The 24,108-nt window shown below is 49.5% G+C and carries 18 protein-coding genes and 3 rRNA genes; 12 read left to right on the forward strand and 9 right to left on the reverse strand.

All coding sequences use genetic code 11. The annotated features are described in order from the left end of the window. Positions 1–105: 105 nt before the first annotated feature. Complete coding sequence (locus B8987_RS19735; RefSeq protein ID WP_020373538.1) at positions 106–276, forward strand: hypothetical protein; 171 nt, start codon at positions 106–108, stop codon at positions 274–276. A 113-nt stretch (positions 277–389) separates the two neighbouring features. Next, on the forward strand, positions 390–1,190 hold the full coding sequence (locus B8987_RS15810; RefSeq protein WP_020373539.1) for a helix-turn-helix domain-containing protein: 801 nt from the start codon (positions 390–392) through the stop codon (positions 1,188–1,190). Here the strand turns inward: B8987_RS15810 and B8987_RS19740 are convergent. From B8987_RS19740 to B8987_RS15835, 7 genes are all read right to left on the reverse strand, one after another. Beyond that, the gene (locus B8987_RS19740) at positions 1,187–1,357 is read right to left on the reverse strand and encodes a hypothetical protein (RefSeq protein ID WP_157782310.1); all 171 of its coding nucleotides are present in this window, start codon (positions 1,355–1,357) and stop codon (positions 1,187–1,189) included. The two genes, B8987_RS15810 and B8987_RS19740, sit on opposite strands and share 4 nt — an antisense overlap. After that, a 5S ribosomal RNA gene (rrf, locus tag B8987_RS20275) occupies positions 1,349–1,463 on the reverse strand. Before rrf ends, B8987_RS19740 begins: the two co-directional genes overlap by 9 nt. Positions 1,464–1,500: 37 nt before the next feature. Continuing rightward, positions 1,501–4,400, reverse strand: a 23S ribosomal RNA gene (locus B8987_RS15815). Positions 4,401–4,486: 86 nt separating this feature from the next. Further along, positions 4,487–6,004, reverse strand: a 16S ribosomal RNA gene (locus tag B8987_RS15820). Together the 16S, 23S and 5S rRNA genes form the textbook arrangement of a ribosomal RNA operon. Positions 6,005–6,363: 359 nt before the next feature. Next, positions 6,364–7,797, reverse strand: a complete 1,434-nt coding sequence (locus tag B8987_RS15825) for an NCS1 family nucleobase:cation symporter-1 (protein WP_084661696.1) — start codon at positions 7,795–7,797, stop codon at positions 6,364–6,366. 168 nt (positions 7,798–7,965) lie between these two features. Then, on the reverse strand, positions 7,966–8,202 hold the full coding sequence (locus B8987_RS15830) for a hypothetical protein (protein ID WP_139793572.1): 237 nt from the start codon (positions 8,200–8,202) through the stop codon (positions 7,966–7,968). Between the two features lie 177 nt (positions 8,203–8,379). Continuing rightward, entirely contained in the window at positions 8,380–9,084 is a 705-nt protein-coding gene (locus tag B8987_RS15835) for a uracil-DNA glycosylase (protein WP_020374425.1), read from the reverse strand. An 80-nt stretch (positions 9,085–9,164) separates the two neighbouring features. Here B8987_RS15835 and B8987_RS15840 point away from each other — a divergent pair, with 80 nt between their 5' ends. Next, positions 9,165–9,962: a TatD family hydrolase gene (locus B8987_RS15840; protein WP_020374424.1), complete on the forward strand. Its 798-nt coding sequence runs from the start codon at positions 9,165–9,167 to the stop codon at positions 9,960–9,962. A 230-nt stretch (positions 9,963–10,192) separates the two neighbouring features. Beyond that, positions 10,193–10,774 (forward strand): DNA-3-methyladenine glycosylase I, encoded by a 582-nt coding sequence (locus tag B8987_RS15845; RefSeq protein WP_020374423.1) that lies wholly within the window; start codon positions 10,193–10,195, stop codon positions 10,772–10,774. 74 nt (positions 10,775–10,848) lie between these two features. Here B8987_RS15845 and B8987_RS15850 read toward each other — a convergent pair whose 3' ends face one another. Then, positions 10,849–12,411, reverse strand: coding sequence for a sodium:solute symporter family protein (locus B8987_RS15850; RefSeq protein ID WP_081503238.1), 1,563 nt, complete (start codon positions 12,409–12,411; stop codon positions 10,849–10,851). A 412-nt stretch (positions 12,412–12,823) separates the two neighbouring features. Between B8987_RS15850 and B8987_RS15855 the strand changes: the two genes are divergently transcribed. Further along, positions 12,824–13,192, forward strand: a complete 369-nt coding sequence (locus B8987_RS15855) for an SPW repeat domain-containing protein (protein ID WP_020374421.1) — start codon at positions 12,824–12,826, stop codon at positions 13,190–13,192. A 159-nt stretch (positions 13,193–13,351) separates the two neighbouring features. Here the strand turns inward: B8987_RS15855 and B8987_RS15860 are convergent, their stop codons facing one another. After that, positions 13,352–14,590, reverse strand: coding sequence for an MFS transporter (locus B8987_RS15860; RefSeq protein WP_020374420.1), 1,239 nt, complete (start codon positions 14,588–14,590; stop codon positions 13,352–13,354). Positions 14,591–14,848: 258 nt separating this feature from the next. Between B8987_RS15860 and B8987_RS15865 the strand changes: the two genes are divergently transcribed. The 7 genes from B8987_RS15865 to B8987_RS15890 all read left to right on the forward strand — a co-directional run bounded on the left by B8987_RS15865 (position 14,849) and on the right by B8987_RS15890 (position 23,909). Next, complete coding sequence (locus B8987_RS15865) at positions 14,849–15,253, forward strand: hypothetical protein (protein ID WP_020374419.1); 405 nt, start codon at positions 14,849–14,851, stop codon at positions 15,251–15,253. Positions 15,254–15,261: 8 nt separating this feature from the next. Further along, on the forward strand, positions 15,262–15,408 hold the full coding sequence (locus B8987_RS19745) for a hypothetical protein (RefSeq protein WP_157782364.1): 147 nt from the start codon (positions 15,262–15,264) through the stop codon (positions 15,406–15,408). Between the two features lie 245 nt (positions 15,409–15,653). Next, the gene (locus tag B8987_RS15870; protein ID WP_020374418.1) at positions 15,654–17,105 is read left to right on the forward strand and encodes a purine-cytosine permease family protein; all 1,452 of its coding nucleotides are present in this window, start codon (positions 15,654–15,656) and stop codon (positions 17,103–17,105) included. Between the two features lie 738 nt (positions 17,106–17,843). Then, positions 17,844–19,901 carry a S9 family peptidase gene (locus B8987_RS15875; protein WP_020374416.1) on the forward strand — a complete coding sequence of 686 codons (2,058 nt, stop codon included), beginning with the start codon at positions 17,844–17,846 and terminating at the stop codon, positions 19,899–19,901. A gap of 213 nt (positions 19,902–20,114) precedes the next feature. Continuing rightward, positions 20,115–21,071: an aromatic ring-hydroxylating oxygenase subunit alpha gene (locus B8987_RS15880; RefSeq protein ID WP_020374415.1), complete on the forward strand. Its 957-nt coding sequence runs from the start codon at positions 20,115–20,117 to the stop codon at positions 21,069–21,071. Between the two features lie 94 nt (positions 21,072–21,165). Further along, positions 21,166–22,572, forward strand: a complete 1,407-nt coding sequence (locus tag B8987_RS15885; protein WP_020374414.1) for a TldD/PmbA family protein — start codon at positions 21,166–21,168, stop codon at positions 22,570–22,572. Beyond that, positions 22,569–23,909: a TldD/PmbA family protein gene (locus B8987_RS15890; RefSeq protein WP_020374413.1), complete on the forward strand. Its 1,341-nt coding sequence runs from the start codon at positions 22,569–22,571 to the stop codon at positions 23,907–23,909. Before B8987_RS15885 ends, B8987_RS15890 begins: the two co-directional genes overlap by 4 nt. The last annotated feature ends 199 nt before the right edge of the window (positions 23,910–24,108 follow it).

Below are 24,108 nucleotides of genomic sequence, written 5' to 3' on the forward strand. Positions count from 1 at the left end.
GTTTGACCATTGCAGATGGCGTGACAATCCTTAACACTTCATATAAGACAAAGTAGGAATAGCGTCTTGTGGCGCTATTCCTCTTTCTCGCAAGGGGGAATCGCTATGAAAAAAACCGTTAGGGGTTTGACGCATCTAGCTATCGACTACAGCGAGGTTCCGGATTTGAGTCAGGTTTCTATGGCGATTAGCGCCCGATTTATCCCGCAACACGACGGACACGACGCCCAACGCTTGCAGGATGTGTTAGCCAAGCTACGTCATAAGGCTCAATAGACCAGTACAGAATGTCTTGCCCAGTTTGAACACGACACGTCAAAATAGCGTCAGCACGACGCTATTTTTTTGTAGCCTTGAATATTCTTTTCATGACAAAAGGAGTGGATGACATGCCCCAACTCCCCCACTTCTCCGATTTTATTCGGGTGAGCCGGGAATCTATGGACATGACCCCCAAGCAGGCCGCGCAAGCCCTGGGCTGGTCTATCCCCCGCTGGAACGCCTTTGAACAGGGGCGGGCCATGACAGAGGATAACATCACAGTAGCTGCCCGCGTTCTCCATGTGCCAGTGTGGGTTATTCAGTACATCGCGGGTTCCGACACACTCGTGTTTTGCGAACGGCCCTGGGTGCAGTGCTCTCAATCCAAGCACCAGTTACGCCGAGGCATAGACCTAAGTTATAACCGGAAAGCGATGGGAGCGGTGATCCGCAAATGCCGACACTATAGTGACACCAGTCTAACCGAGGCGATCCAACAGTGGACAAACCTATGGGGAGCGCAGTACAAATCCCTGGATAATGCGAACGGAATGGCCGCGTGGCGCGATGCCTGGAGCCTTGTCGAAGACGAAGGACGGGTGACGGACTTGCTGTTTTTCACATTTGGGCCGTATGGAGCCGTTGATGCCGACAAGAACCCATGGGAATTTCTCGATGACGTGCCGGCACCGGTCCAATGGGCCATTTTACGGGCCGCAACGGGACGCCTTGTGGCCCGGGCCACGGCATTGTTTCTAGCCCCTTTCCTCGTGGCCGTTGGCGAAATTCCTGATATAGCACAATCGCAAGATCCGACAACCAATGCGCTGTTCGGCCACCTGATGGCCTTACGAGCGGATTGTCTGGATTATGATCAGTATGCCGCTGCCGCGTTAGAGTACTGCATGCGTCTCGCCGTTCACACCTAAATTTCCTGCGGCCCGTTCTGCGGCCCGTGGGCTATTTTGTCAGGTGAGGTGGCCTTGAGAAAATCTGCTATCCCTGATACCATGCGGGTTTCAAGCAACGAATGACGAGCATTCAACACAAAAACCCGCTGATTTGTATTCAGCGGGTTTAAATCAACTGTCGGCACCACTGGGCCTCCCAGATCCCGACGGATCCAGTACCACCAGCGGCCGCGTGGGGGACGACCGTGTGCGAGATGGGAACGGGTCAACACACGCGACCTAAGCACCGACAAACTAAGGAGGACTCACCAGACCCTCACAACTTCACAGGAGAAAGATCTCGACCGATTAGTATGGTCTCGCTCCGCCCGTTACCGGGTGTCCACGGACCACCTATCTACCCACTGGTCGTGTGGGGGTCTCGTGGCGGCCCATAGGCCGCCTCGGATACCTCATCTTGGGGTCGGTTTCGCGCTTAGATGCGGTCAGCGCTTCTCCGCTCCGAACCTAGCTTCCCAGCGCTGCATTGGGCAACACAACTGGGCACACCAGCGGTTCGTCCACTCCGGTCCTCTCGTACTAGGAGTCGCGCCCCTCAAGTATCCACCGCTTACGACGGAGAGGGACCGAACTGTCTCACGACGTTCTGAACCCAGCTCACGTACCGCTTTAATTGGCGAACAGCCAAACCCTTGGGACCGACTTCAGCCCCAGGATGCGATGAGCCGACATCGAGGTGCCAAACCTTCCCGTCGATATGGACTCTTGGGGAAGATCAGCCTGTTATCCCCGGGGTAGCTTTTATCCGTTGCGCGATGGCCCTGCCACGCGGTGCCACCGGATCACTAAGCCCGCCTTTCGGCTCTGCTCGCGTTGTCACGCTCGCAGTCAAGCTCCCTTGTGCCTTTGCACGCCCTGCACGCTGTCCAACCGTGCTGAGGGAACCATGGGGCGCCTCCGTTACGCTTTAGGAGGCGACCGCCCCAGTCAAACTGCCCCCCTGCCACTGTCCCGCGCCGGGTGCCGGCGGCGGTTAGATCGTGCACGCCGTGAGGGTGGTATCCCAAGGATGGCTCCCCCGCCGCTAACGCGGCGGCTTCTCCGCCTCCCACCTATCCTGTACACACGTCGCGCGCGTTCCATGGCAGGCTACAGTAAAGCTCCACGGGGTCTTTCTGTCCAGTCGTAAGTATCCTGCATCTTCACAGGACTTGCAATTTCACCGAGTCTCTCGTTGAGACAGTGCCCAAGTCGTTACGCCTTTCGTGCGGGTCGGAACTTACCCGACAAGGAATTTCGCTACCTTAGGACCGTTATAGTTACGGCCGCCGTTGACTGGGGCTTCGGGTCGGAGCTTGCACCCCTCACCTTAACCTTCCAGCACCGGGCAGGCGTCAGCCCCTATACGGCGTCTTACGACTTCGCAGGGACCTGTGTTTTTGGTAAACAGTCGCTTGGGCCGCTGTAGTGCCCCCGGCCGCGGCTGCGGCCGGGCCCCCTTCTCCCGAAGTTACGGGGGTAATTTGCCGAGTTCCTTAACGAGAGGTCACTCGCGCGCCTGAGGCTCCTCGCCTCGCCTACCTGTGTCGGTTTCGGGTACGGACACCCGATCACTCCAGTTGCACTTTTCTCGGTGGTCCGCCGAGCTCTCTTCCGTACTTGCGGTTCCGTCCCCCTTGCGGGACGCCCACGACCAACGGGGCGCAGACCCCCGCGGACCACGTCCTGCTCCCTTCGCCGTGATCGGCTGGTCACGGAATCTCCACCGTGTCTCCATCGACTACGCCTCAACGGCCTCGCCTTAGGCCCGACTAACCCGGAGCGGACGATCCTGCCTCCGGAACCCTGCGGCTTTCGGCGGGCCCGATTCTCACGGGCCTTTTCGCTACTCATACCGGCATTCGCACTCCGCCGCGGTCCACGCACGGTTCCCCGCACGCTTCGCCCCCGGCGGACGCTCCCCTACCACCGGCCTCCTAAGGAGGCCGATTCGCCGCTTCGGTAGACCACTTAGCCCCGCACATTCTCGGCGCCGCGCGACTGCGACCAGTGAGCTATTACGCACTCTTTCAAGGATGGCTGCTTCTAAGCCAACCTCCTGGCTGTCTCGATCACGCGACGACCTTTGCCACTCAGTGGTCATTTGGGGACCTTAGCGGACGATCTGGGCTCTTACCCTTTTGACCTTGGAGCTTATCCCCCAACGTCTGACTCTCTCCCGCCTACCGACGACTTTGTCGTTTGCGAACAGGCAGTAATCCTTCACGGACCCCTTCCATTCACAGAGCGCTACCCCGTCGGTATTGGTCGGGGAGGCTCGCCCTCAAGCGATTTCGGGGAGAACCAGCTATCTCCGTGTTCGATTGGCATTTCACCCCTAGCCGCCGCTCGTCCCAGCCCTTTTCAACGGACACGGGTGCGGCCCTTCATCCCGGCTTAAGGGGATTGCAGCCTGGCGCCGGCTAGATCACACGGTTTCGGGTCGACCGGCGGCCACTGGCCGCCCTCTTCAGACTCGCTTGCGCTCCGGCTCCCGACCTCCCGGTCGTTAACCTCGCGGCCTGCCGGTCACTCGCCGGTTCATTCTTCAATAGGCACGCCATCATGAGGCGAACCCCACTCTGACGGCTTGACAGCACACGGTTTCAGGATCTCTTTCACTCCCCTCCCGGGGGGCTTTTCACCGTTCCCTCACGGTACTCTGCGCTATCGGTGACGGATGGTCGGGAGTCTTGGGCGGTGGGCCGCCCGGCTTCCCACGGTCTTCCACGAGGACCGTGGTACTCTGGAACCTGTCCCGGTCTGCGCGCGTCTGCTCCGACGGGGCTCTCACCCGCTAGGGCGCTGCATTCCAACAGCTTCGGATCGACGGCGCAGAGCCGGTGTCGGTCGACATACGCCGACAAGACAGGCCCGCAACCCGCCCGAGGCGCCGGTATGTCCGGTCACGCCTCGAACGTTTGGACTCGTCCCGGTTCGCTCGCCGCTACTACGGGATTCGCTGACGCTTTCTCGACGCAGGTACTGAGATGTTTCAGTTCCCCGCTTTGGACTCGGTTTCGCCCTGTGGCGAACCGTCCAGACCTGCCGGTCTGGGGGTTTCCCCATTCGGTGACCCTCGGATCGTTGCGTGCGACGCCGCTCCCCGAGGCCTTTCGTGGCGTGCCACGACCTTCTTCGCCCCATCCGCACCCGAGGCATCCCCCGTGTGCTGGTTGTCTCTTTCTCCTGTAAAGTTGTCAAGGTCCGCCGGCCGCGGCGCTCTGCGCCGCCGTCGGTCCTCGGAAACCATATCGTCATGTGAAGCTCCCTAGAAAGGAGGTGATCCAGCCGCACCTTCCGATACGGCTACCTTGTTACGACTTCACCCCAATCACCGACCCCACCGTCGACGGGACCCTCCGCATCTGCGGTTGGATCGCCCGGCTTCGGGTGTGGCCGACTCTCGTGGTGTGACGGGCGGTGTGTACAAGGCCCGGGAACGAATTCACCGCCCCATGCTGATGGGCGATTACTAGCAATTCCGGCTTCATGCAGGCGAGTTGCAGCCTGCAATCCGAACTGAGATCCCGTTTGAAGGATTGGCTCCGGCTCGCGCCGTCGCATCCCGTTGTCGGGACCATTGTAGCACGTGTGTAGCCCAGAACATCAAGGCCATGCGGATTTGACGTCATCCCCACCTTCCTCCGGTTTGTCACCGGCAGTCTCGTGTGAGTGCCCGGCCGCACCGCTGGCAACACACGACAAGGGTTGCGCTCGTTGCGGGACTTAACCCAACATCTCACGACACGAGCTGACGACAACCATGCAGCACCTGCGCTCGCTCCCCGAAGGGCCCGCCGCTTTCGCGGCGCTCACGAGCGTGTCCAGTCCTGGTAAGGTTCTGCGCGTTGCGTCGAATTAAACCACATGCTCCACTGCTTGTGCGGGCCCCCGTCAATTCCTTTGAGTTTCAACCTTGCGGCCGTACTCCCCAGGCGGGGTACTTAGTGCGTTAGCTCCGGCACCGCCCGGTGGACCCGGGCGACACCTAGTACCCATCGTTTACGGCGTGGACTACCGGGGTATCTAATCCCGTTCGCTCCCCACGCTGTCGCGCCTCAGCGTCAGGGCCAGGCCAGTGCGCCGCCTTCGCCACGGGTGTTCTTCCTGATCTCTACGCATTTCACCGCTCCACCAGGAATTCCACGCACCTCTCCTGCCCTCTAGCGCGACCGTTTAGCCGCCCTCCTCCGGGTGAGCCGGAGGCTTAAAACCGCTACGTATCGCACCGCCTACACGCCCTTTACGCCCAGTAATTCCGGACAACGCTTGCCCCCTACGTCTTACCGCGGCTGCTGGCACGTAGTTTGCAGGGGCTTCCTCCGTCGGTACCGGCTCCCCGGCCCTTCCGGGCCGGTCTTCGTCCCGACAGACAGAGCTTTACAACCCGAAGGCCGTCTTCACTCACGCGGCGTTGCTCCATCAGGCTTGCGCCCATTGTGGAAGATTCCCTACTGCTGCCTCCCGTAGGAGTCTGGGCCGTGTCTCAGTCCCAGTGTGGCCGTTCACCCTCTCAGGCCGGCTACCCATCGTCGCCTTGGGAGGCCATTACCCCCCCAACTAGCTAATGGGCCGCGAGCTCCCCTGTGAGCGCCTGTTGCCAAGCTTTCTTCCGGTTCCCCGGAACGTATGCGGGATTGCCGCGCCTTTCGGCCCGATATCCCCCACTCACAGCCCGATCACTCACGTGTTCCTCACCCGTCCGCCGCTGACCCGAAGGTCCGCTCGACTTGCATGTATTACGCACGCCGCCAGCGTTCGTCCTGAGCCAGGATCAAACTCTCCATGACTCATTTCTGTCTTCTGACGTGATTCGATAACTTTCACTTCAACATGACGATATAGTTTTCAAGGACCGACTGCCCGAGGTCTTGACCTCGTGGCCGTGCTGCCCTGTCGGACAGCTTTGATATAATAACACCGCATCAGCCATACTGTCTATACCTAAAAAATCACCAAAACAAGCCGATTCTGATGGATAGAGCTATTTATATGCACATGTTAAGCACATGCGCCAAATTGCTCAAAATTTATAGGTGATACTCGCTTTTCAACATGTCCAAATTTGCTTGTCTTCATACCTATCAGTAAGGATTTCACATAAAAATCCCACGACCAATGGTCGCGGGATCACGCACATGATAACTGCTTAATTCGATGTCATAGACGAACCATAATGACTATACATCAATATTAAGTAAACGATAAAGGCCACGATAAATCCGACAAACCATGAATAATTAAAAAGCCAACTCAACGACGGTACGACCTTACCAATCAGAGAAACGACAATGCCTGCAACTAAAGCCCAAATCGCTCGAGGATTATATCCTCTTTCATAAAAATATTGACTGCGCTTCTCATAAAGCTCCTTCACATCAAGTTTTCTGTGGCGGAACACCCAATAATCTGCAATAAGAATAGCGGCAATCGGTCCAAGAAATCCCGAATACACATTTAACCACGTGAAAATATAAATATGCGGGTTCGAGATGAGTAGCCATGGAGCCATAAGTATTCCCAAAATGCCGGTGATAAGACCGCCCCGTGCAAATGTCAAATGCCGAGGAAATAATTGAATGAAATCATAAGCAGGTGATACGATGTTTGCCGCAACATTCACGGATAACGTTGCCACGACCACAGCACCCAATGAAATGAGCAAAATCACTACATTGTGAAAATGTCCTAAAAGGGTAATGGGATCGGAAATGGCATGATGAAACACCACAATCGTCGCCGAGGTGACAAGAACACCAATGCCCGAAAATATGGTCATGGTTAACGGGAGTCCTAATGCCTGACCCCATTCTTGAGCTTTTTGACTCTTAGCAAAACGGGTAAAATCCGGAATGTTAAGAGATAAAGTGGCCCAAAATCCGACGACGCTGGTTAACGCAGGAATTTCAACGGCCCAAAATGCCGCACCGTGAACTTTTGCCGCTGCGTTGAGCAAAGGTCCAAAGCCATGAGCTGCCGACACAGCCCAAATTAATAGGCCGATACCCAATAATAACACAAGAGGCCCTGCCCATGTTTCAAACCGTTTAACCGCCTGAATACCGTGATAAATAATCCACACGTTAAGAAACCAAAATAGTAAAAAGCTAATCCATCCACCCAAATTCATTCCCAGGAATGTTCCTGTGTTAGAAAAGTGATTCCAATGAGGAACGATGAGTAAGAGAAACGTTTGGATAGCTTGTCCTCCAATGGCGGTTTCTATTCCGAACCATCCTGCGCCAACCAAAGCTCTCAACACAGCCGGAATGCCTGCACCTATAACTCCAAAAGATGCTCGCGCCAAAACCGGAAAAGGAATACCATATTTGGTCCCGGGATGGGCATTTAATAGAATGGGGATTAAAACAATTAAGTTACCAATAAAGACGGTTAAAATCGCTTGCCACCAATTAAGGCCCAGGACAATGAATCCGCCAGCCATCAGATAGGTCGGAATGTTATGTGCCATGCCAATCCACAAGCTGAGATAATTATAGAGTGACCATTGTCGTTGCTCAGGAGTTGTTGGGGCTATATCTCGATTAACATATGTCACGTCGTCATTTGCTTGAGAAACCATTACGGTGTAGGCATCCTCCTTTAATACTACTGTCGCATAGATGAATGCAGTAAACAGATGCGGACATAGTATGTCCCAAAACATCATACGCGAAGTCAAGGAGGATGCCTACGGGTGATTTCAAGCTAATGTTGTTGGAAAACCATCGATTTTAGAAGCCTTTGAACTTTATGAGACCTGATGACGACGAAATCGGGGATAGAGAACTGTATGATGACGAGAGCGGGTCGGAATCCCTTTTAGCCCTTTTTGTTCTTGTATATACGTATTAAGAGCCGTCACAGCCGCAGTGAGTTCGGCGTTTGCTTGCTCTTGATGTAAAGTGTCTGCCCAATCCCATTGTTCCCATGCGAGTTGATAACGCGCCAATAGCCGTTCAAATTCACTAAAGTTATCCACCATCATTCACCCTCCTACCTTAAAGAAGTTGTGCATAACGCCACATAGGGTTAAGGTGTCGAAAGCTTAGCCGTGAACGCACGTAAAACATGGATTGTATTTCCAATATTTATCATCATACTATCATAAATTGACAAACAAATTAGATTTTTATTTGTGCATACTGCTTATATTATTGGCATTTCAAAAACAACGGGCTTCGTCATGTAAAATGTTTTGAGCTCGTTGAAAAATCTCCAAAAACATGTCGTGTGTTAATTTTTTGGTCTGGGTATTTTGGCGGCTCGGATGGTAGGACATTAACAAGGTAAGCCTGTGAGAATTAATCGTCCAAGTTTCTTGTTTTCCATGAGCAAAGCTAAGTCCGCGAGTATTTATGCCGCGATTATTGAGATACCGGCGAAAGGCTTCAAAAGCAAAACGGCCGAGGACTATCACGATTCGAGGTTTAAGAACATCCAACTCTTCAACCAAAAAGTGAAAACAATTGGCAGCTTCTTGACGGGTCGGTTTATTTTGTGGTGGGGCACAACGCACCGCAGCCGTGATATACACATGGCTTAGTACCAAACCATCATCTTTGTGTTCGCTTGTGTTTTGATTGGCAAATCCTGTCTCATGTAAGGCATTGATTAGCCAACTAGCTGAATCATCTCCCGTAAACATACGACCAGTACGGTTGCCACCGTGAGCAGCAGGCGCTAAGCCAATAATAACGACTGGAGCATGAGGATCGCCAAATCCAGCCAGTGGCTTCCCCCAATACTCTTGATCGCGAAACCGCCTGACCTTTTGGACGGCGACTCGTTCTCGCCAATCGACAAGACGAGGACACTGGCGACACATAATGGTAGCCTGTTGGATTTCTAGCAGTTTATTATCGTTCATCGCGTCAATCCCTCTTTACTCTATGAATTATCAGGGGCCATAGGCTGAATCGATTACAATAAATATGCCATAATGCCATTATGGAAATGTGGGATACTCACGTACATTTGGACCAAGTTCATCATCTTAAAGATACCGTACAACGCGCAATAAATTGCGGTGTCACGCACTGGGTACTCGTTGCAATAGGTCCTCAGGCCTATTACCAACAGTCGCAATGCCTTAAAGTCCTCGCGCCTCTTGGCCTGCGTTTTTTACGCAGCATTGGATTACATCCTGAGCACCCTTATTCGCTAAATGACATTCGAGAAGTCGCTCGTCTTCTTGAACAAGAACCCATTGCCGCCATAGGCGAAATAGGATTGCCAACCTACCGGTTTTTGACGCGGCAGGAATTCAATCGTAATTGGGATGGTCTGTATATTCAGCTGGGATGGGCAGAACGCAAAAATCTTGCGGTCATTATTCATGCCGTTCATGCCAGTACCGAACCAATGCTTAGAATTTTAGAAGAGTTCCCGAATTTGCATCGGGTTGTATTTCACTGGTTGAAAGCGCCGAAAGAGATTATTACAGAAATTGTCCATCGCCAATATTTTGTTGGTGTGACACCGGATGTGATTTGGCGTCAGCGGGATCAAGCTTTATGGTCGTTGCTTCCCCCTTCCAGTATTGTGCTTGAAACAGACAGCCCATGGCCTCATCATCCAGACAAATCAGTTAGTGAACCCGCAGACATTGCCGAACTGATACATTATTTAAATCACACGTTTCCAAATCAACGAGACTGGGCATGGCAAACCACTTTAAATGCCCGTAGGTTATTTAACCAGGAACTTCCGGAACACCCATCACAGGTGAACAACCGAGCCATGTAACCATTAATACCAGTCTCCACAGTCTGTCTTTCTTTTAAGGATCAAAATCATTTACTATGAAACATCATGGTCATATTTGGCCTAGGTTCAACACGCTGCGGTAAAAATTCGAACGGTCAGATTCTGCTACAACGGAGCAGCCAGCGGAAAGAGAACTAGGGCCGGGATAAAAGTCCTGTAAACTACAACAGAAGCACTATAAAGCGATTTGAGATAGGAGACGCATTTTGATGGCGGACTGTGGTTGGACCACAAATGATTCCTTGTATCAAGCATATCATGATGATGAATGGGGTGTCCCGGTTACGAATGATAACCAATTATTTGAAATGCTTGTGCTGGAGAGTATGCAAGCCGGATTAAGTTGGCTTATCGTACTCAAAAAACGCAAGGAATTTCGGCGAGCATTCTGTAATTTTATCCCTGAACGTGTCGCTCAATTTAACAATAATGATATGGAACGATTATTATCCAACCCACTATTAATTCGTAACCGGTTAAAAATGCAAGCGGCAATAACTAATGCGAAGGCTTTTGTTCGGGTCCAAGCCGAGTGGGGATCATTTGCTAAATATTTATGGTCGTTTGTCCACTACAGTCCAGAAATTCATCAATACGTGTCGTGGGATCAAATACCAGCTTATTCGTCGCTGTCAGAAATCTTAAGTCGCGATTTAAAACGCCGGGGATTTCAATTTGTCGGTCCCACGGTTTGTTATTCTTATTGCCAAGCCGTTGGTGTGGTGATGGATCATATCGTCAGTTGTGATCGCTATTCCGTGCTCAGTCAACCCAAGATCCTTCATCTTTAAGGAGTGACCCTTCACCTCAATACACAAATCAGGATCGCTCAGAGCCATGTGACCTGTCGAGAGTTAGTGGTTTGCTAGTGCCCCTCGGGCTCCAGAATATGAGTCGTGGTGTCAATAGGGTCAGAAGATCTGGTTCGCCACCAAGCAAAAATCATAAATGACACGCCCAACACTAAGAGTCCTAGGCCGGTGAGACCAGCCGAAAATATTTTGTGTTCCGTCTTAATCAAGAGTATGGCGAATAAAAGCCATAGCCCCATACCTCCCAATGCCGATCTGTATTGACGCCGTGTCCATAACCGCGACAGGGCAAGAACAATAAAACTGGTTGTGGCTGCAGACCACATCGGATTAATGCCCCAGACAAAATGTGTTACAGAAAAATCTGTCCAAGCATTAAATCCCACTCCCACACCAATACCGGCTATCATCGCTATTATCACGGTGGTGGGATTTAAATCATCCCATAAAATGACGGCCAACGTTGGCCCGACAACCGCGGCATTGCGAAGGGTCAGGCCAAATACACGCCACCATGCAATGTTATCAGGACGCATCGTGGTATATAAGACCATTAATACGGCTTCTATAACGAGGGCCCAACGAAGCGTGCGCACACTGTGGGACCGATTGATGACATCGCCTCCCACGCTAATTGCTCCCGAAAAAAGCAAGGGTCCGCACCATGTGAGGGCCAACGCCCACACACCGACGCTAAAAATCACATCGAACCCTGGTGAACTATGTTGGAGTACAAGACGAAAAAATGCCATTAAACCTTCTTGATTGGAGTGCCCCATTAACACGCGGGCTTGAATGCCTAACCAAACGCTAAAAATGGTAATCAATATGAGGACTCCTGTTGATAACCAAATGGCACGTTGGGCAGCAAGGCGAGTTTTCGACGCTGCCACGGTTTGAATTTCTGCTTGGGCGGAGAACACGTTTAAGATGTTCATACCGAACCAAACCCAAATGGTTCCATGACCAATTCCAAAGAGATGCCAGAATGCGGGCCTGGGAGAATCAAGAAATGACCCATGATGATGATGAACCAGTTGGCCAAGTTTGATACCAGCTAATATAAGAGACGTAACCACCATGGCAAAATTTAGGCCTTGTGTCTTGGCCAAGGACATCATGCCGGCAAATTGAATATAGGTTACCAATGCGGCGGTCGTAATAAAAAGTGTCACCCATAACGGCCAGTGTAGCAAGACGTGTACCACAGCTCCGGCCGCTAGGGCATTGGACAAGGCAAAAATAGGAAAGGTTATCCCAATGACGATTCCGCTTAAACGCCGGACAGTACCCCCAAATCGTTGTCCTAAGAGATCACTGTTGGAAACGTAGTGATGACGGCGAAACCACGGAATTAATATTGAAACCAAGAGGGACATGAGCCCAACACTAATTCCATACCATATGGCTGCCACGCCCCACCGATACGCTGTATCAATCTCGACGACAATGAGCGAAGAGCTCCATAAGGCTGTAACCATTAGAAAGATTGTCCAGGCGCCGAGCTGCCGATTCCCTTCTCGAAATGTCTCAATGGGGATGGTCTTCTTGTCGCTTCGCCGACTTATGATGATTAAGAAACCCGTGTAAAGAAGGAAACTACCGAGAACAGCCACCTTTATTTGCCCCTCAATTCCCATGCAATGGCATTATTGGCCTAGGGTTACCGTGGCGTAAAAAAATATGCATCGCCTTCTAAAAGGGTGAACAGGTCCATAGTCGTACCGTGACTTTCTTGATATGTCTTGTTGTAGGAAACACATCGGCGAGGGGCTTGTTATGCCAAAAAGACATCACAGTTGGGCCCGTTATCTTTCGACGAACAAAACAATAAAAACGGCCGAATTGATGCGAAATCCTAAAATTTTTCTAGATTGATTGATTGCCTTTGACTTTATTTACCTTTTAAGGACGTTTTTCAAATTTTTCCATTCCGTGTTCTTGTGATACATGAAAATTAGGGCAAAAGCCCTGAACCTCGTACTTTTCAAATAATTGAAGACGATCACAGGTAAGGAGGCGGAGATTATGAGCTGGCGAAACATCGTTATGGCGGTTGTTGGCGCTTGGTTCATGATTTCAGCGTGGGCTCTTAATCCCATGCACTCGAGCGCCTATACTACCACCGCAATTATTTTAGGACTTTTCATTTTGGCAGGAAGCTTGTGGGCATTACGAACCACAGAAGGCATGATATGGCGTTATTACCTTCTTGCATTGATGGGATTGTATATGGGTTTAACGCCCTTCTTTTACCACTTTGAACGATTTGTCGGCGCCTTGTGGATTACGATGCTGATGGGTGTCGTGGTTTTGGCGGCTGGGCTGTGGCAGATTTTTGCCATCCGCCATGCCTCAGGACAACATGAACAATCTGGACACCATCATGTTGCCTGATTACCCGCACGCGTCAAAAACCTACTAAAGTAATAATACCAAGATCATAAAAATGAGTGAGAGAGTTCACAATGATCGCTGTGAACTCTCTCACTTTCGAATAGATGGAAACAATAAGTTTTTCAGTTCTGTGTCGTAAAGCCTCGAGTCTGTTTCCTTCTACTTAAAAGCACGCTGGGATGTGGATGATTCTGTGACGTGATGGAAGGGAATTAATATCGTTGCAGAGACAATTAATCCTCCTAACACAGCCCAAGAATAAAACGTCGTGATGACCCCAAAGTGATTTGCAACCACACCGGCGAGAAGCGTACCTAATCCTGCACCGGAAATTAAAAATAAACCTCGTAAAGACATCACTCGTCCTAACAGATGTTTTGGTGTATATGTTTGAATCCATTCCGAAATGGCGCGTGATGCAACGGCATTTGCGGTTCCAGCTGCTACGAGGATAACCATGGCAATCGCAATAAAATGCCACGTTCCTAACGCGAAAAACGCTACGGACAAACCGGAAAATCCGATAATGATCCGCCCCTTAGAGGTCAATTGCTGCACTTTGGGGGTACCAATTATGCGTCCGCCTAACCATTGTCCAATGGCTATAGCTAACAAAGCCCACCCATATCGAGCGGTCGGTTGATGCCACACCCTGTGCATGGCGGGGGCCGTTAACACATTGGCACCAAATACCAGGGCTGCGCCAAAAAAGCTAACGACTGTCAATAATGACAAAGTTCGGTTGGCTTGAAAGGCGATAAAAGCTTCACGATATTGTTGTTGGGTCGATGTCGCCATTGCAGAGGGATCTTCATGAGGCTGCCATGACGTTTTGTCTACGGAAATGGTACCAATTCGTAGTGCGGAAAAAATAAATAATACAGCAGCCAATGCAAATATCCATGGAATCGTATTCGATTTGACAAAGCCCACACTTACGATAATATAGGCAGCTGCACTAGCTAAGGATTCCCATTGTTGAATGAGACTTATCATACCTTTTAGGTGACTACCTGATAAGACAGGAGTCATCGCTTGAAATGCACTGTTATAAAGAGCAGCAACCCCAAATAACAAAAAATAGCCGATAGTGTCGCCGACCAATGAAGGAATGATCGCAATGGCTAGCACAATCACCGCACGTAAAATATCTCCCCAAATCAAGATTAGACGACGAGATACACGATCAATCCATGCTGTGCTCGTTAAATGACTGACAATGCCAGCCCACCAAGGCATTGAGAGCACCAGACCAAGAGCCGCTGGGCTATGGGTTCGATGAAGAATTAACAGGGCGATAGCCACTTCGATCATGGCATCACCACCGGCAGCCAATGAACGAGCTTGTGCTAGTTCACGAGCTTGTCGAGGTACAGGTGATGAAGCGGGTTTGGACATTTAGGAACTCTCCTCCTATTCTTTACCAATATGAATTATGCATAGCATGACAGCTTGTGTCATTCAGATTTTGTCGAAAAATCTTGAACATCCCGATGTTTTGTCTTCTAATTACAGAAATTGCGCTCATTAGGCGTCAGTTCGTTTGCTCATCAGATCCAAGACAATTTTCCTTGAAAAATTAAACGTAGCGATAGTAATAGGCACAGCAGCAAAAACACGATAATCTACTCTATAAGAAAGAGAGGAAGTGACTATGTGTTCCTCCTGCAAATTCTCATGATTGTTCAGGGACTCTATGCTGTTAACCGGCTTGTCCGTCTCCATTTCCAAGGTGACTGGCCGTACCGGTGGCAATCATCCAGTGTAGAAGGATGGGCGTGGCTTAAAAAATGGCAAAGCGTTTACCGCACTGTCTATACATTTTATAGCATGTTATTGGGTCAGACGATTTTATGGCTTATTCTTTTAAAAAACCTTTCACCGTCCACACTTAATCTATGGCTTCTTGTGAGTTTAGGCATGTTTGTCGTCATCTTTGTGCTGTTGTCTCGGCATATGCAAGTTTTGGTTCGCCAAATCTTTGAACATCCTATAATACCTCCTCCCTCTTTTGACGTGATTTATCGGTTTCTCATTCATCCCCCAGCTATAGATCATTGAATGTTCCCATGGTGAAGGTCGCCCGAGATTTTGGGGAAACCACCGTGGCGTCGACCGTCTTGAAAACATGGGGCAATACTCCGGATTCGCCGCCGCTTATTCACCAACAGGGCGCGCCACTACGTCTTGATGTTCCCTTGAGGGTAACGGGATGACGGTACGTGTCCGTGTGAATGGCAAAGTCCTACCGAGGTCGTTCTCGCTGTGATGTAGACCCTTGTTGAGGATTTTCACCCTTGTCAGTGCCGCTCCGTTGTTTTATCAGATTTTGTCCAAAGAAAAATTGGATACGATCCCAAAAATGTAAGAGTTTTAAGCTGTGTCATCTTATATATGTTAGAATTTTGAATGACACCGCGTAATTATGTTAGAAACCATAATGAGAAAAGGGGGAGATGGGGTGGCATCTGATCCAATGATTCAAAATGATCAGGCGTTTCAGATTGAGACCGAAGGCATAGGCATTATTGCGCCGAGTAAACGTCATGGAACACCCAAAGAACTGTTTTTTGTGTGGTTTGCTGCTGTTTTAACATTCACTGGGGTGATTATAGGACAGTTATTTACGGCTCTTGGCCTCAATGTGTGGGAATCCCTTGTCGCTGCCGTGTTGTGTTCGATTTCCTTTGCTATTTTAGGTTGGGCTTCGGCCACTGGACCGAAATCGGGTACTGTCACCCTGACCACTTCGCGGGCAGCATTTGGAATCAAAGGCAATGTCGTTCCTGCGTTTTTTAGTTGGCTCTCGGCTGTTGGTTGGGAAGCGGTAACGATGGTATTGACGGTCTATGCCTTGTTGAGCTTGTCTCAAATCATGGGAGGTCCCGGTTCCGGAACCGTTCCAACGATTATTGCCCTGATCGTGGCGATTGCGTTGACCTATATTGTTCCTTTGTTTGGCCATGCGACCGTTGTGCTCATGCAGCGGATTCTTGCCTATGCCTTAGCTGTCAGTGGAGTCTTATTACTTATTGGTGTGATTCCCCATGTAAATTGGGGTTTCGCTCCCTCTGTAAAATCTATGGCAGCTGATGGCCCATTCCCCACCTTTGTTCTTGCCCTGTCTATTGGATTAATTTCAACTGTGTGGGGATGGACCAATTTTGCTGCCGATTATTCCAGATATTTACCCAAAGACACGCCATCCAAACAAATTGTTTGGTTCACATTTTTAGGTGGGGGAATTGCATCATTTATCGTGATGAGTTTAGGCATTTTGCTGGGAACCTTTATCAATGCCAAAGCCTACGCCCAAAATCCTGTCTTAGCAATCACGCATGCGGTTCCGGCATGGGCGGTTGTTCCTTTTCTCGTCGTCGTAATTCTGGGCGATGTCACCGCGAACTATTTGAATTCGTATAGTTCAGGAATGAGCTTTTTGTCCATGGGTATTCGCATGAAGAGGTATCTCGCTGTTATCGTGGATGCGGCCATCTGCACACTCATTGCATTATATGCGTTATTTATTTCACCGGGATTCGTGAACTTTTTCGAAAACTTTTTAAGTCTCAATATTCTTGTGATTGGACCGTGGACGGCCATTTATCTGGTTTACTATTGGATGTACAAAGGTCAATATCACAGTGCCGATCTCGTGGATTCTTCGCCGCGTAGTGCGTATTGGTACAGTGGGGGTGTGAATTGGCGGGCGTTGATTGCCTTATTTGTGGGAGCATTTGCAACTTTTTGGACGGTTAATTCGGCTTTATGGGTCAGTCCTTTATCAACGCACTGGTTTGGGGGCGCCGATTTAAGTGCATATTTTGGACCGGTTTTCACGGGATTACTCTTCTTTATCCTGATGCGGAACTCTTCTCAAGAGCTATCAGTGATGCAAGCTAAGGCGCAATAGATGCTCGTTGTGAGTGTCGTTGTAAATGGTGGCTTCAGCTCATTAGAGTGGGCTGAAGCCATTTCTATGATGTGGGTGGCGGCTAAAGAACATCGGGATAATAATGGTTCCTTAACAAAATGACCCAATAATGCATAAACCGTCGATTCGCATGGTACCGCTGCGACGGCGTAAGATCGTCGCGGTTGAGATACATGCGCCACCATTCTAAATGTTTTTCGACACGCCGGTAAATCGAAAGACGATGCTTTGGCCGAGTGCAATGCCAGGATTGGGGATTGGCGCGTTTAAGACACGCTGAAATATAATGATAGCCAGACAGTGAAAGACTGTGATTACGATACGGAGTCGGTTTCATTATCGTTAACGGCGCCCATAATGGCGCGTTTCATGGGACTGGTCTCGGTTTTTAAGTTTCACGGTTTCAACAGCCTCCCCGCATGCCACGAAATGTTATCCTCATTATGCCCCCTCGCCTAGGCCTGATTCCTCAAGGTTCACGGATCGCAGAAGGGACTAGCGCTCTATTTTTACGCCGTGTAGCGCGGTCCTGACATTATAGAGTTCGCAAGAAAATCACAAGACGACCCAGCATGAATGTTTTACGCTCAAGGCATTCCTTGCATCGATTTGTGCATCTTTTCTTGGACATCTAGCAGGAATGTTTGAGAATCATCACGAAGCTATACAAAACATATTTACAGATAACCGACACATAATGGGAGGATCATCAAAAATATGGTTAACCCACCAAAAGCTCCAAAAAAGCCCTATTGGCATCAATTGCACGGTGATATCCGTCCTGATGATTATTATTGGCTTCGCGAACGAAATAATCCAGAAGTTATACGTTATTTAGAAGAAGAAAATCAATATTTTGAATCGGCCATGAAACCTCTGGAGCCCTTGACAGAAAAGCTTGCCAAGGAGATTCGCTCGCACATTGCCGAAGACGATACCGAGATACCGGTACAAGATGGCCCATATTTTTATTACAAGCGTATGGTCGCCAATTTAGAGTATCCCATCTATGCGCGGAAGCGGGCAAACACGCGACAAGAATTAACACAGGTGCCCGAAGAAATTATCCTGGATTTGAATACTCTAGCAAAACCCGGTGAATTTCTCAGCGTTACCGTACAAAAAGTCAGTCCCAATCATCAGCTTTTGGCGTTCTTAGAAAATCATGATGGAACAGACCGGTACACATTGCGTATCTTGGATCTGCGCGATCACCATTTCCTTCCGGATAGCACTCCCAATATATTTTTGCAGCACAGTGTAGAGTGGGATGCGTCCGGACAATTCTTGTATTATTTGAAAGTCGATGAAAGCCAACGTCCCTTTCAATTATGGCGACATCGCCTAGGCGATGTCATGAGCAACGATGTTTTGATATACGAGGAAACCGACCTTACTTATACTCTATCGTTAACGAAGTCCTTGGACGGACAATATCTATTGCTCACTTCCCAAAATAAACGAACAAATGAAATTCGTGTATTACCGACTCAAGAGCCAGAGGGATCGTGGACAGTATTTTGGCCACGAGAAACCGATGTTTTGTACTTTGTGGAACATTGGCATCATCAATTTATTGTTCTGACCAATAAAGAAGCGCGTAATTTCACCCTACTGTCTTGTCCAGATAGCCAACTCTCATCTCCAAATTGCACAGCGCTGGTTCCTTACAACGATAACCAATACTTGCAACACGTGTATCCCTTTGCCCAATGCGTAATCGTATCTGGACGTGAAGAGGGATTAACGCAGCTTTGGATTTATCACGAGGGTCAATTAACCCGCTTACAGTGGCCCGAATCCTTATACTACGTGAGTATGGGGCCTAATCGTGATGCTAATGCGACAGAAATTCTGGTTCATTATGAATCCTTTCTGACACCGACCATTACCTATGGTTTAGACCCGCAAACCAGGCAGTTGACGATCCTAAAACAACAAGAGGTCCCCGGAGGATACGAACCACAAAATTATGAACAGAAACGGTTATGGGTCACCGCGGCCGACGGTGTCGACATACCAGTCTCTATGGTGTATCGCCGTGGACTTCTCCAAGAAGGTCCGCATCCGCTTATTCTCTACGGATATGGGTCCTATGGTATGAGCACAGAACCTCACTTTGATCCCAGCAAGCTTCCCCTGCTGGATCGCGGTGTCATTTTGGCGACGGCGCATGTTCGAGGCGGATCAGAACGGGGTCGCTGGTGGTATGAACAAGGGAAATTAATGAATAAGCGCAACACCTTTACAGACTTTATTACGGTAGCCCGCTATTTAATTGATCATGGATTTACCGTTCCCCAAAAACTTGCGGCTCGAGGACGCAGTGCAGGAGGCTTATTAATGGGAGCGGTATTGAATATGGCTCCAGAATTATTCCAAGTGGTTGTTCCAGGAGTCCCCTTTGTTGATGTCGTCACGACAATGCTTGACGCAACGATTCCTCTAACCACATTGGAATGGGACGAATGGGGTGATCCGCATTTTCCTGAGGCATATGCCTATATGAAATCATACAGTCCCTATGACAACATTGAATCCAAGGATTATCCCCACATTTTCATCTATACCGGATTAAATGACCCTCGTGTCGGGTATTTCGAGCCCGCAAAATTCGTGGCACGACTTCGGGAGATGAAAACAGATACCCATCAATTATTATTAAAGACTCACATGGGTGCTGGCCATAGTGGAGCCTCTGGCCGCTATTCTCGGATCCGGGAAACAGCCGAGGAATATGCATTTATTCTTGATAAATTAGGGATTGGCCAATAGGACGTCCTTAACACTCTACAAAACTCCCGCTTCTCTCTACTTATCAGGAATCATCATGGTTGGCAAACGATGCATCACACTTGTTGCCAACCATTCTCTGTCTTTTGTCAGTGTGCACAAAGACGATACCCACTCATAGACAGATTACAAGCGGCTATGCCAAGATAAAGGCGCTTGTAACGCGGCCAAATTGGGGTATTCTTGGAGGACAAGATGGCAGGAACGGATATGGAAATGGCACAGTGGTTTGCCGTGGCAGACATGAGGAGTCTACCAGATAACAAACCGATCGCTATCCAAATCCTTGACCAATCTATTTTCCTGTGGAAATCGCATCATCAACTTTATGCCGGGTATGATTCCTGTCCGCACCGGGGAACGCCCTTGTCGCTTGGGTCTATTCACCAGGATCACATAGTTTGTCCCTATCATGGGTGGCAATTCGATACGTTGGGGCGATGTACGAATATCCCAGCCCAGCATCGCCTACCACCTCCCCGGGCACGACTAACGATGCTACAGACACATATCTCTCATGACTTAGCTTTTGTCACTTTATCAACCGAGACTCTGCCAGTACCAGATTGTTCCCAGTCACCGGGACGCACCGTGCTGTGTGGCCCTTATGATTTTGCCGCAAGTGCGCCGCGCGTCGTCGAAAATTTTCTCGATGTCGCTCATTTTTCGTTCGTCCATCAAGGTCTATTGGGTTCCATCGATCACCCTGAAATTGTTGATTATCCCGTTAAAGAATATGCATGGGGTATCGAGGCCTCTGAAGTACGGGTCTTCCAGCCTAATCCCGACGGTTCGGGCCAACCTGCCGAGGTATCCTATACCTACCGGGTGGTTGGACCTTATACGGCCCAATTAATTAAGGAGACGCCTTCGGGATATTTTGGTTTAGATCTATTTGCCACACCAAAAGACCCCACGCATACCCAGGCATGGATGGTGATTCATCTAGCATATCATGATAATGCGTTACCGGATGACACATTGCGACAATTTCAAGATACCCTAGCAGAACAGGATCGCAGGATTGTCGAGTCACAAATTCCAAAATTACTCCCCTTAGATGACCGGGAATTGCATATTCGTGCAGATCGTTTATCAGTCTTTTACCGTAAGTGGTTAAAAACCCATCAAGTGCGCTTTGGCACATGTTAAAAAACTTTGCCAGCTACAGGAATTTCTCCTGTTCCCGGCGAATTGATAATCCAGATATTAAAAGGATGATGGCGAAACACCTTAAGGAGGAAAAATGGCTGAATTATCTACGAATTATGATGGTGTTTTAAGTACACTGCAAGCGATATTACAGAAGATTTCTGCCGAATACATCGAGATTCGTTTAGAAATTAACGAATCCACTCAGATTGAAACGGTGGACAATCAAATTAAGCGTCAGGAACATAGTATGGATATTGGTGGCAATGTGCGCGTATTGAGCGAGGGAGCCTTTGGGTTTGTGCATTTTGATGGCTGGTATAATATTGAACAACATGTGCAAACTGCTCTGTTACTTGCGAAGTTGAGTCGCCACTTAGGGACGAGCTCGACCATGTCTGCAGCTGCTCCGGTTCAAATTACACAAAGGCTTTTGATCAAAGAAGATCCGCGCGCAGTTCCTGTCGATATCAAAAGCCAATTACTTATGCATTATGCCGATATTGCCCACCAATACTCTCCCTCGATTCGTTCGGTTACCGGCCGCTATTTCGACCGTTACCGTCACTTATGGTTTATCAATAATCTGGGCACCCAAGTTGAACAAGAAAAATTGGACTTAGGCGGCGCTATCGTCGTGATGGCGCGTGATCACCACGGCGTGGCCCAACGTGCTGTGTCCTTTGGATCATCCGATGATTTTGGGGTTGTCCGTCTTCTCACTGAGGAAGTTGAAGAAGCGGCTAAGAGCGCTATAGCCCTGTTAAGTGCTCCCGAAATTGAAGGCGGAGAATATACTGTGGTGATCGACCCGCATTTAGCCGGTGTGTTTGCACATGAAGCCTTTGGCCATTTGAGTGAGGCCGATGGTCAAATCGGTGATGCCGGTATTCTCGAGACGATGAAGTTAGGTCGGCGTTTTGGTCCACCGAATCTGCATATTTATGATACGGGTAGGGATGTCGGATCAAGAGGTTATTTACCGATTGATGATGAGGGTGTGGAAGCGCACGACGTCGATTTGATTAAAGAGGGAATTTTAGTGGGCCGACTTCATTCTAAAGAAACGGCCGCAGCTTTGGGTGACGAGCCTACTGGAAATGCGCGGGCCCTTCATTATCGCTTTCCTCCCATTGTTCGCATGCGCAATACAGTAATTGCACCCGGAGATACCCCGTTACCTGATATGTTTCAAGGAATCAAACGCGGCATTTATGCTAAGGGCAGTCATGGAGGACAAACTAACGGAGAATTGTTTACCTTTCTCGCAGGAGAAGCGTATTTAATCGAAGACGGACACGTCACCCGTCCTTTAAGAAATGCCGTCTTAACGGGCAATGTTTTTACTACCCTCGCCAATATCAGCGCGATAGGAACGGACTTTACCCGGTTTGAAAGTGGTGGAGGCTGTGGTAAAGCCGGGCAGATGCCGCTACCAGTCAGTCATCATGCGCCCTCTTTACGAATCGAGCACTGTTTAGTGGGAGGGAAAAAATCATGAAGACGTTTTTTGATAAACCAGCCAATTCGCCAACAGTCCCCTGGACTGTTGAGGATAATGGAGAAGCTGTCGACATTACCGAACACGACTGGACTTTGCAGTGGCAAACAGGACAAATTCCTAGGCTAGATCATGGAGAACAGCATGTGCGACAAATTCGTTTGGTACACGATGGGCGTTTGGGAAGTGCCATTTCCCGGTCTGCATCTTGGCCGGAATTAAAAGAGCAAGCGTTACAAGCCAGTGCCTTAGGACCCGTTTCGGCTATCTCGTTTTCTTCCTTCCCGGGTGATGATATGACTACGGTCGTTGACGATTCTCCACCCGATTTGACCGTGATGCTACAGTGGGTTCAAGAAATACGGGACGCGTTAGCCTTTTTACCCTCTTCAACGCGCATTCATGTCTCGGTCAGTTTTTCCCGACAAAAGACTGCCCGTGAAATATCAAAGGGAACCCAAAGTCAGCAAATGCGGCAATATTGGCACGCTAATCTTGGCATCCGAGATGTGCGGGGAACTGATTTTGTTCAGTTATCTTCCTCCACACTCGGTAAGACATGTCCTCGCCCCGTGAAACTCATAGAAGATATCCAACAGCGATGGACATGGACGGAGAAGCAGATTACCCTCCCCGACGGACAATATCCTATCGTGTTTCTGCCCGCCGTGGGCATGAGCTTGCTCTTACCGGTCCTATCCCGGCTAAGCGGTCCTCATTTAATCAACCATAGTAGCCCGTGGGAAGACAGCATCCATGAGCGGGTTTTGTCACCCGACTTCTCTTTAATTAACGATCCGACATTGTCCGGGGGACCCCGTACCAGTTTGTATGATGATGAAGGTCAGCTCGCTTGTGTGCAGCCGCTTATCGAGAACGGAATTTTACGGTCGTTTGTGCTGGATCAAGCTTCCGCCAGTGAATTACACATCCCATCGACCGCCATGGGCTACCGTCCGGCGATCAACCAACTTCCCCAACCCCTTCCGGCGAGTTTGGTGGTTCAACCTGGACAATATAGCTTGAGCGATCTCATGAATTTGGTTCCCCGCTGTTTAATTTTGGGCAACTGGATTGGCGGGCGTTCCACAAACCCACTACGAGGAGACATTGCGGGCAACGCCAGTGAGCTTTATTACGTTGAACATGGAGAAGTCTTGGGAAGAGTCAAAAATACGGTTGTCAGCATAAATGCCTTTTCTGCCTTACGTGATCAATTGATTGCTGTGGGACGTCAGCCGCACTGGATTCCGGCTGGAATGTTGCAACCAGCCCCAGGGTATCTTCCTCCCCTGCTCTTGGATGCTATAGCTATTGCCGGAAAACACACGTCTTAAAGTTTGGTGAGAGTTTGTATATCCACCAAATCCGTACCGTCATGTCGTACTGACCATGAAAAAGCTGAGTAGTTAATTATCTCAAAGGCGAATTTGGTGAATTCACCGTATGTCCTCATAGCACTGGAGTCAACAAGGCTGTGTCTTACATCTGACATGATGACTGTCGCCCCCCGACAGAGAAGGCCGTGAGGAACTT

The organism is Sulfobacillus thermosulfidooxidans DSM 9293, from assembly GCF_900176145.1.
Taxonomy (GTDB): domain Bacteria; phylum Bacillota; class Sulfobacillia; order Sulfobacillales; family Sulfobacillaceae; genus Sulfobacillus; species Sulfobacillus thermosulfidooxidans.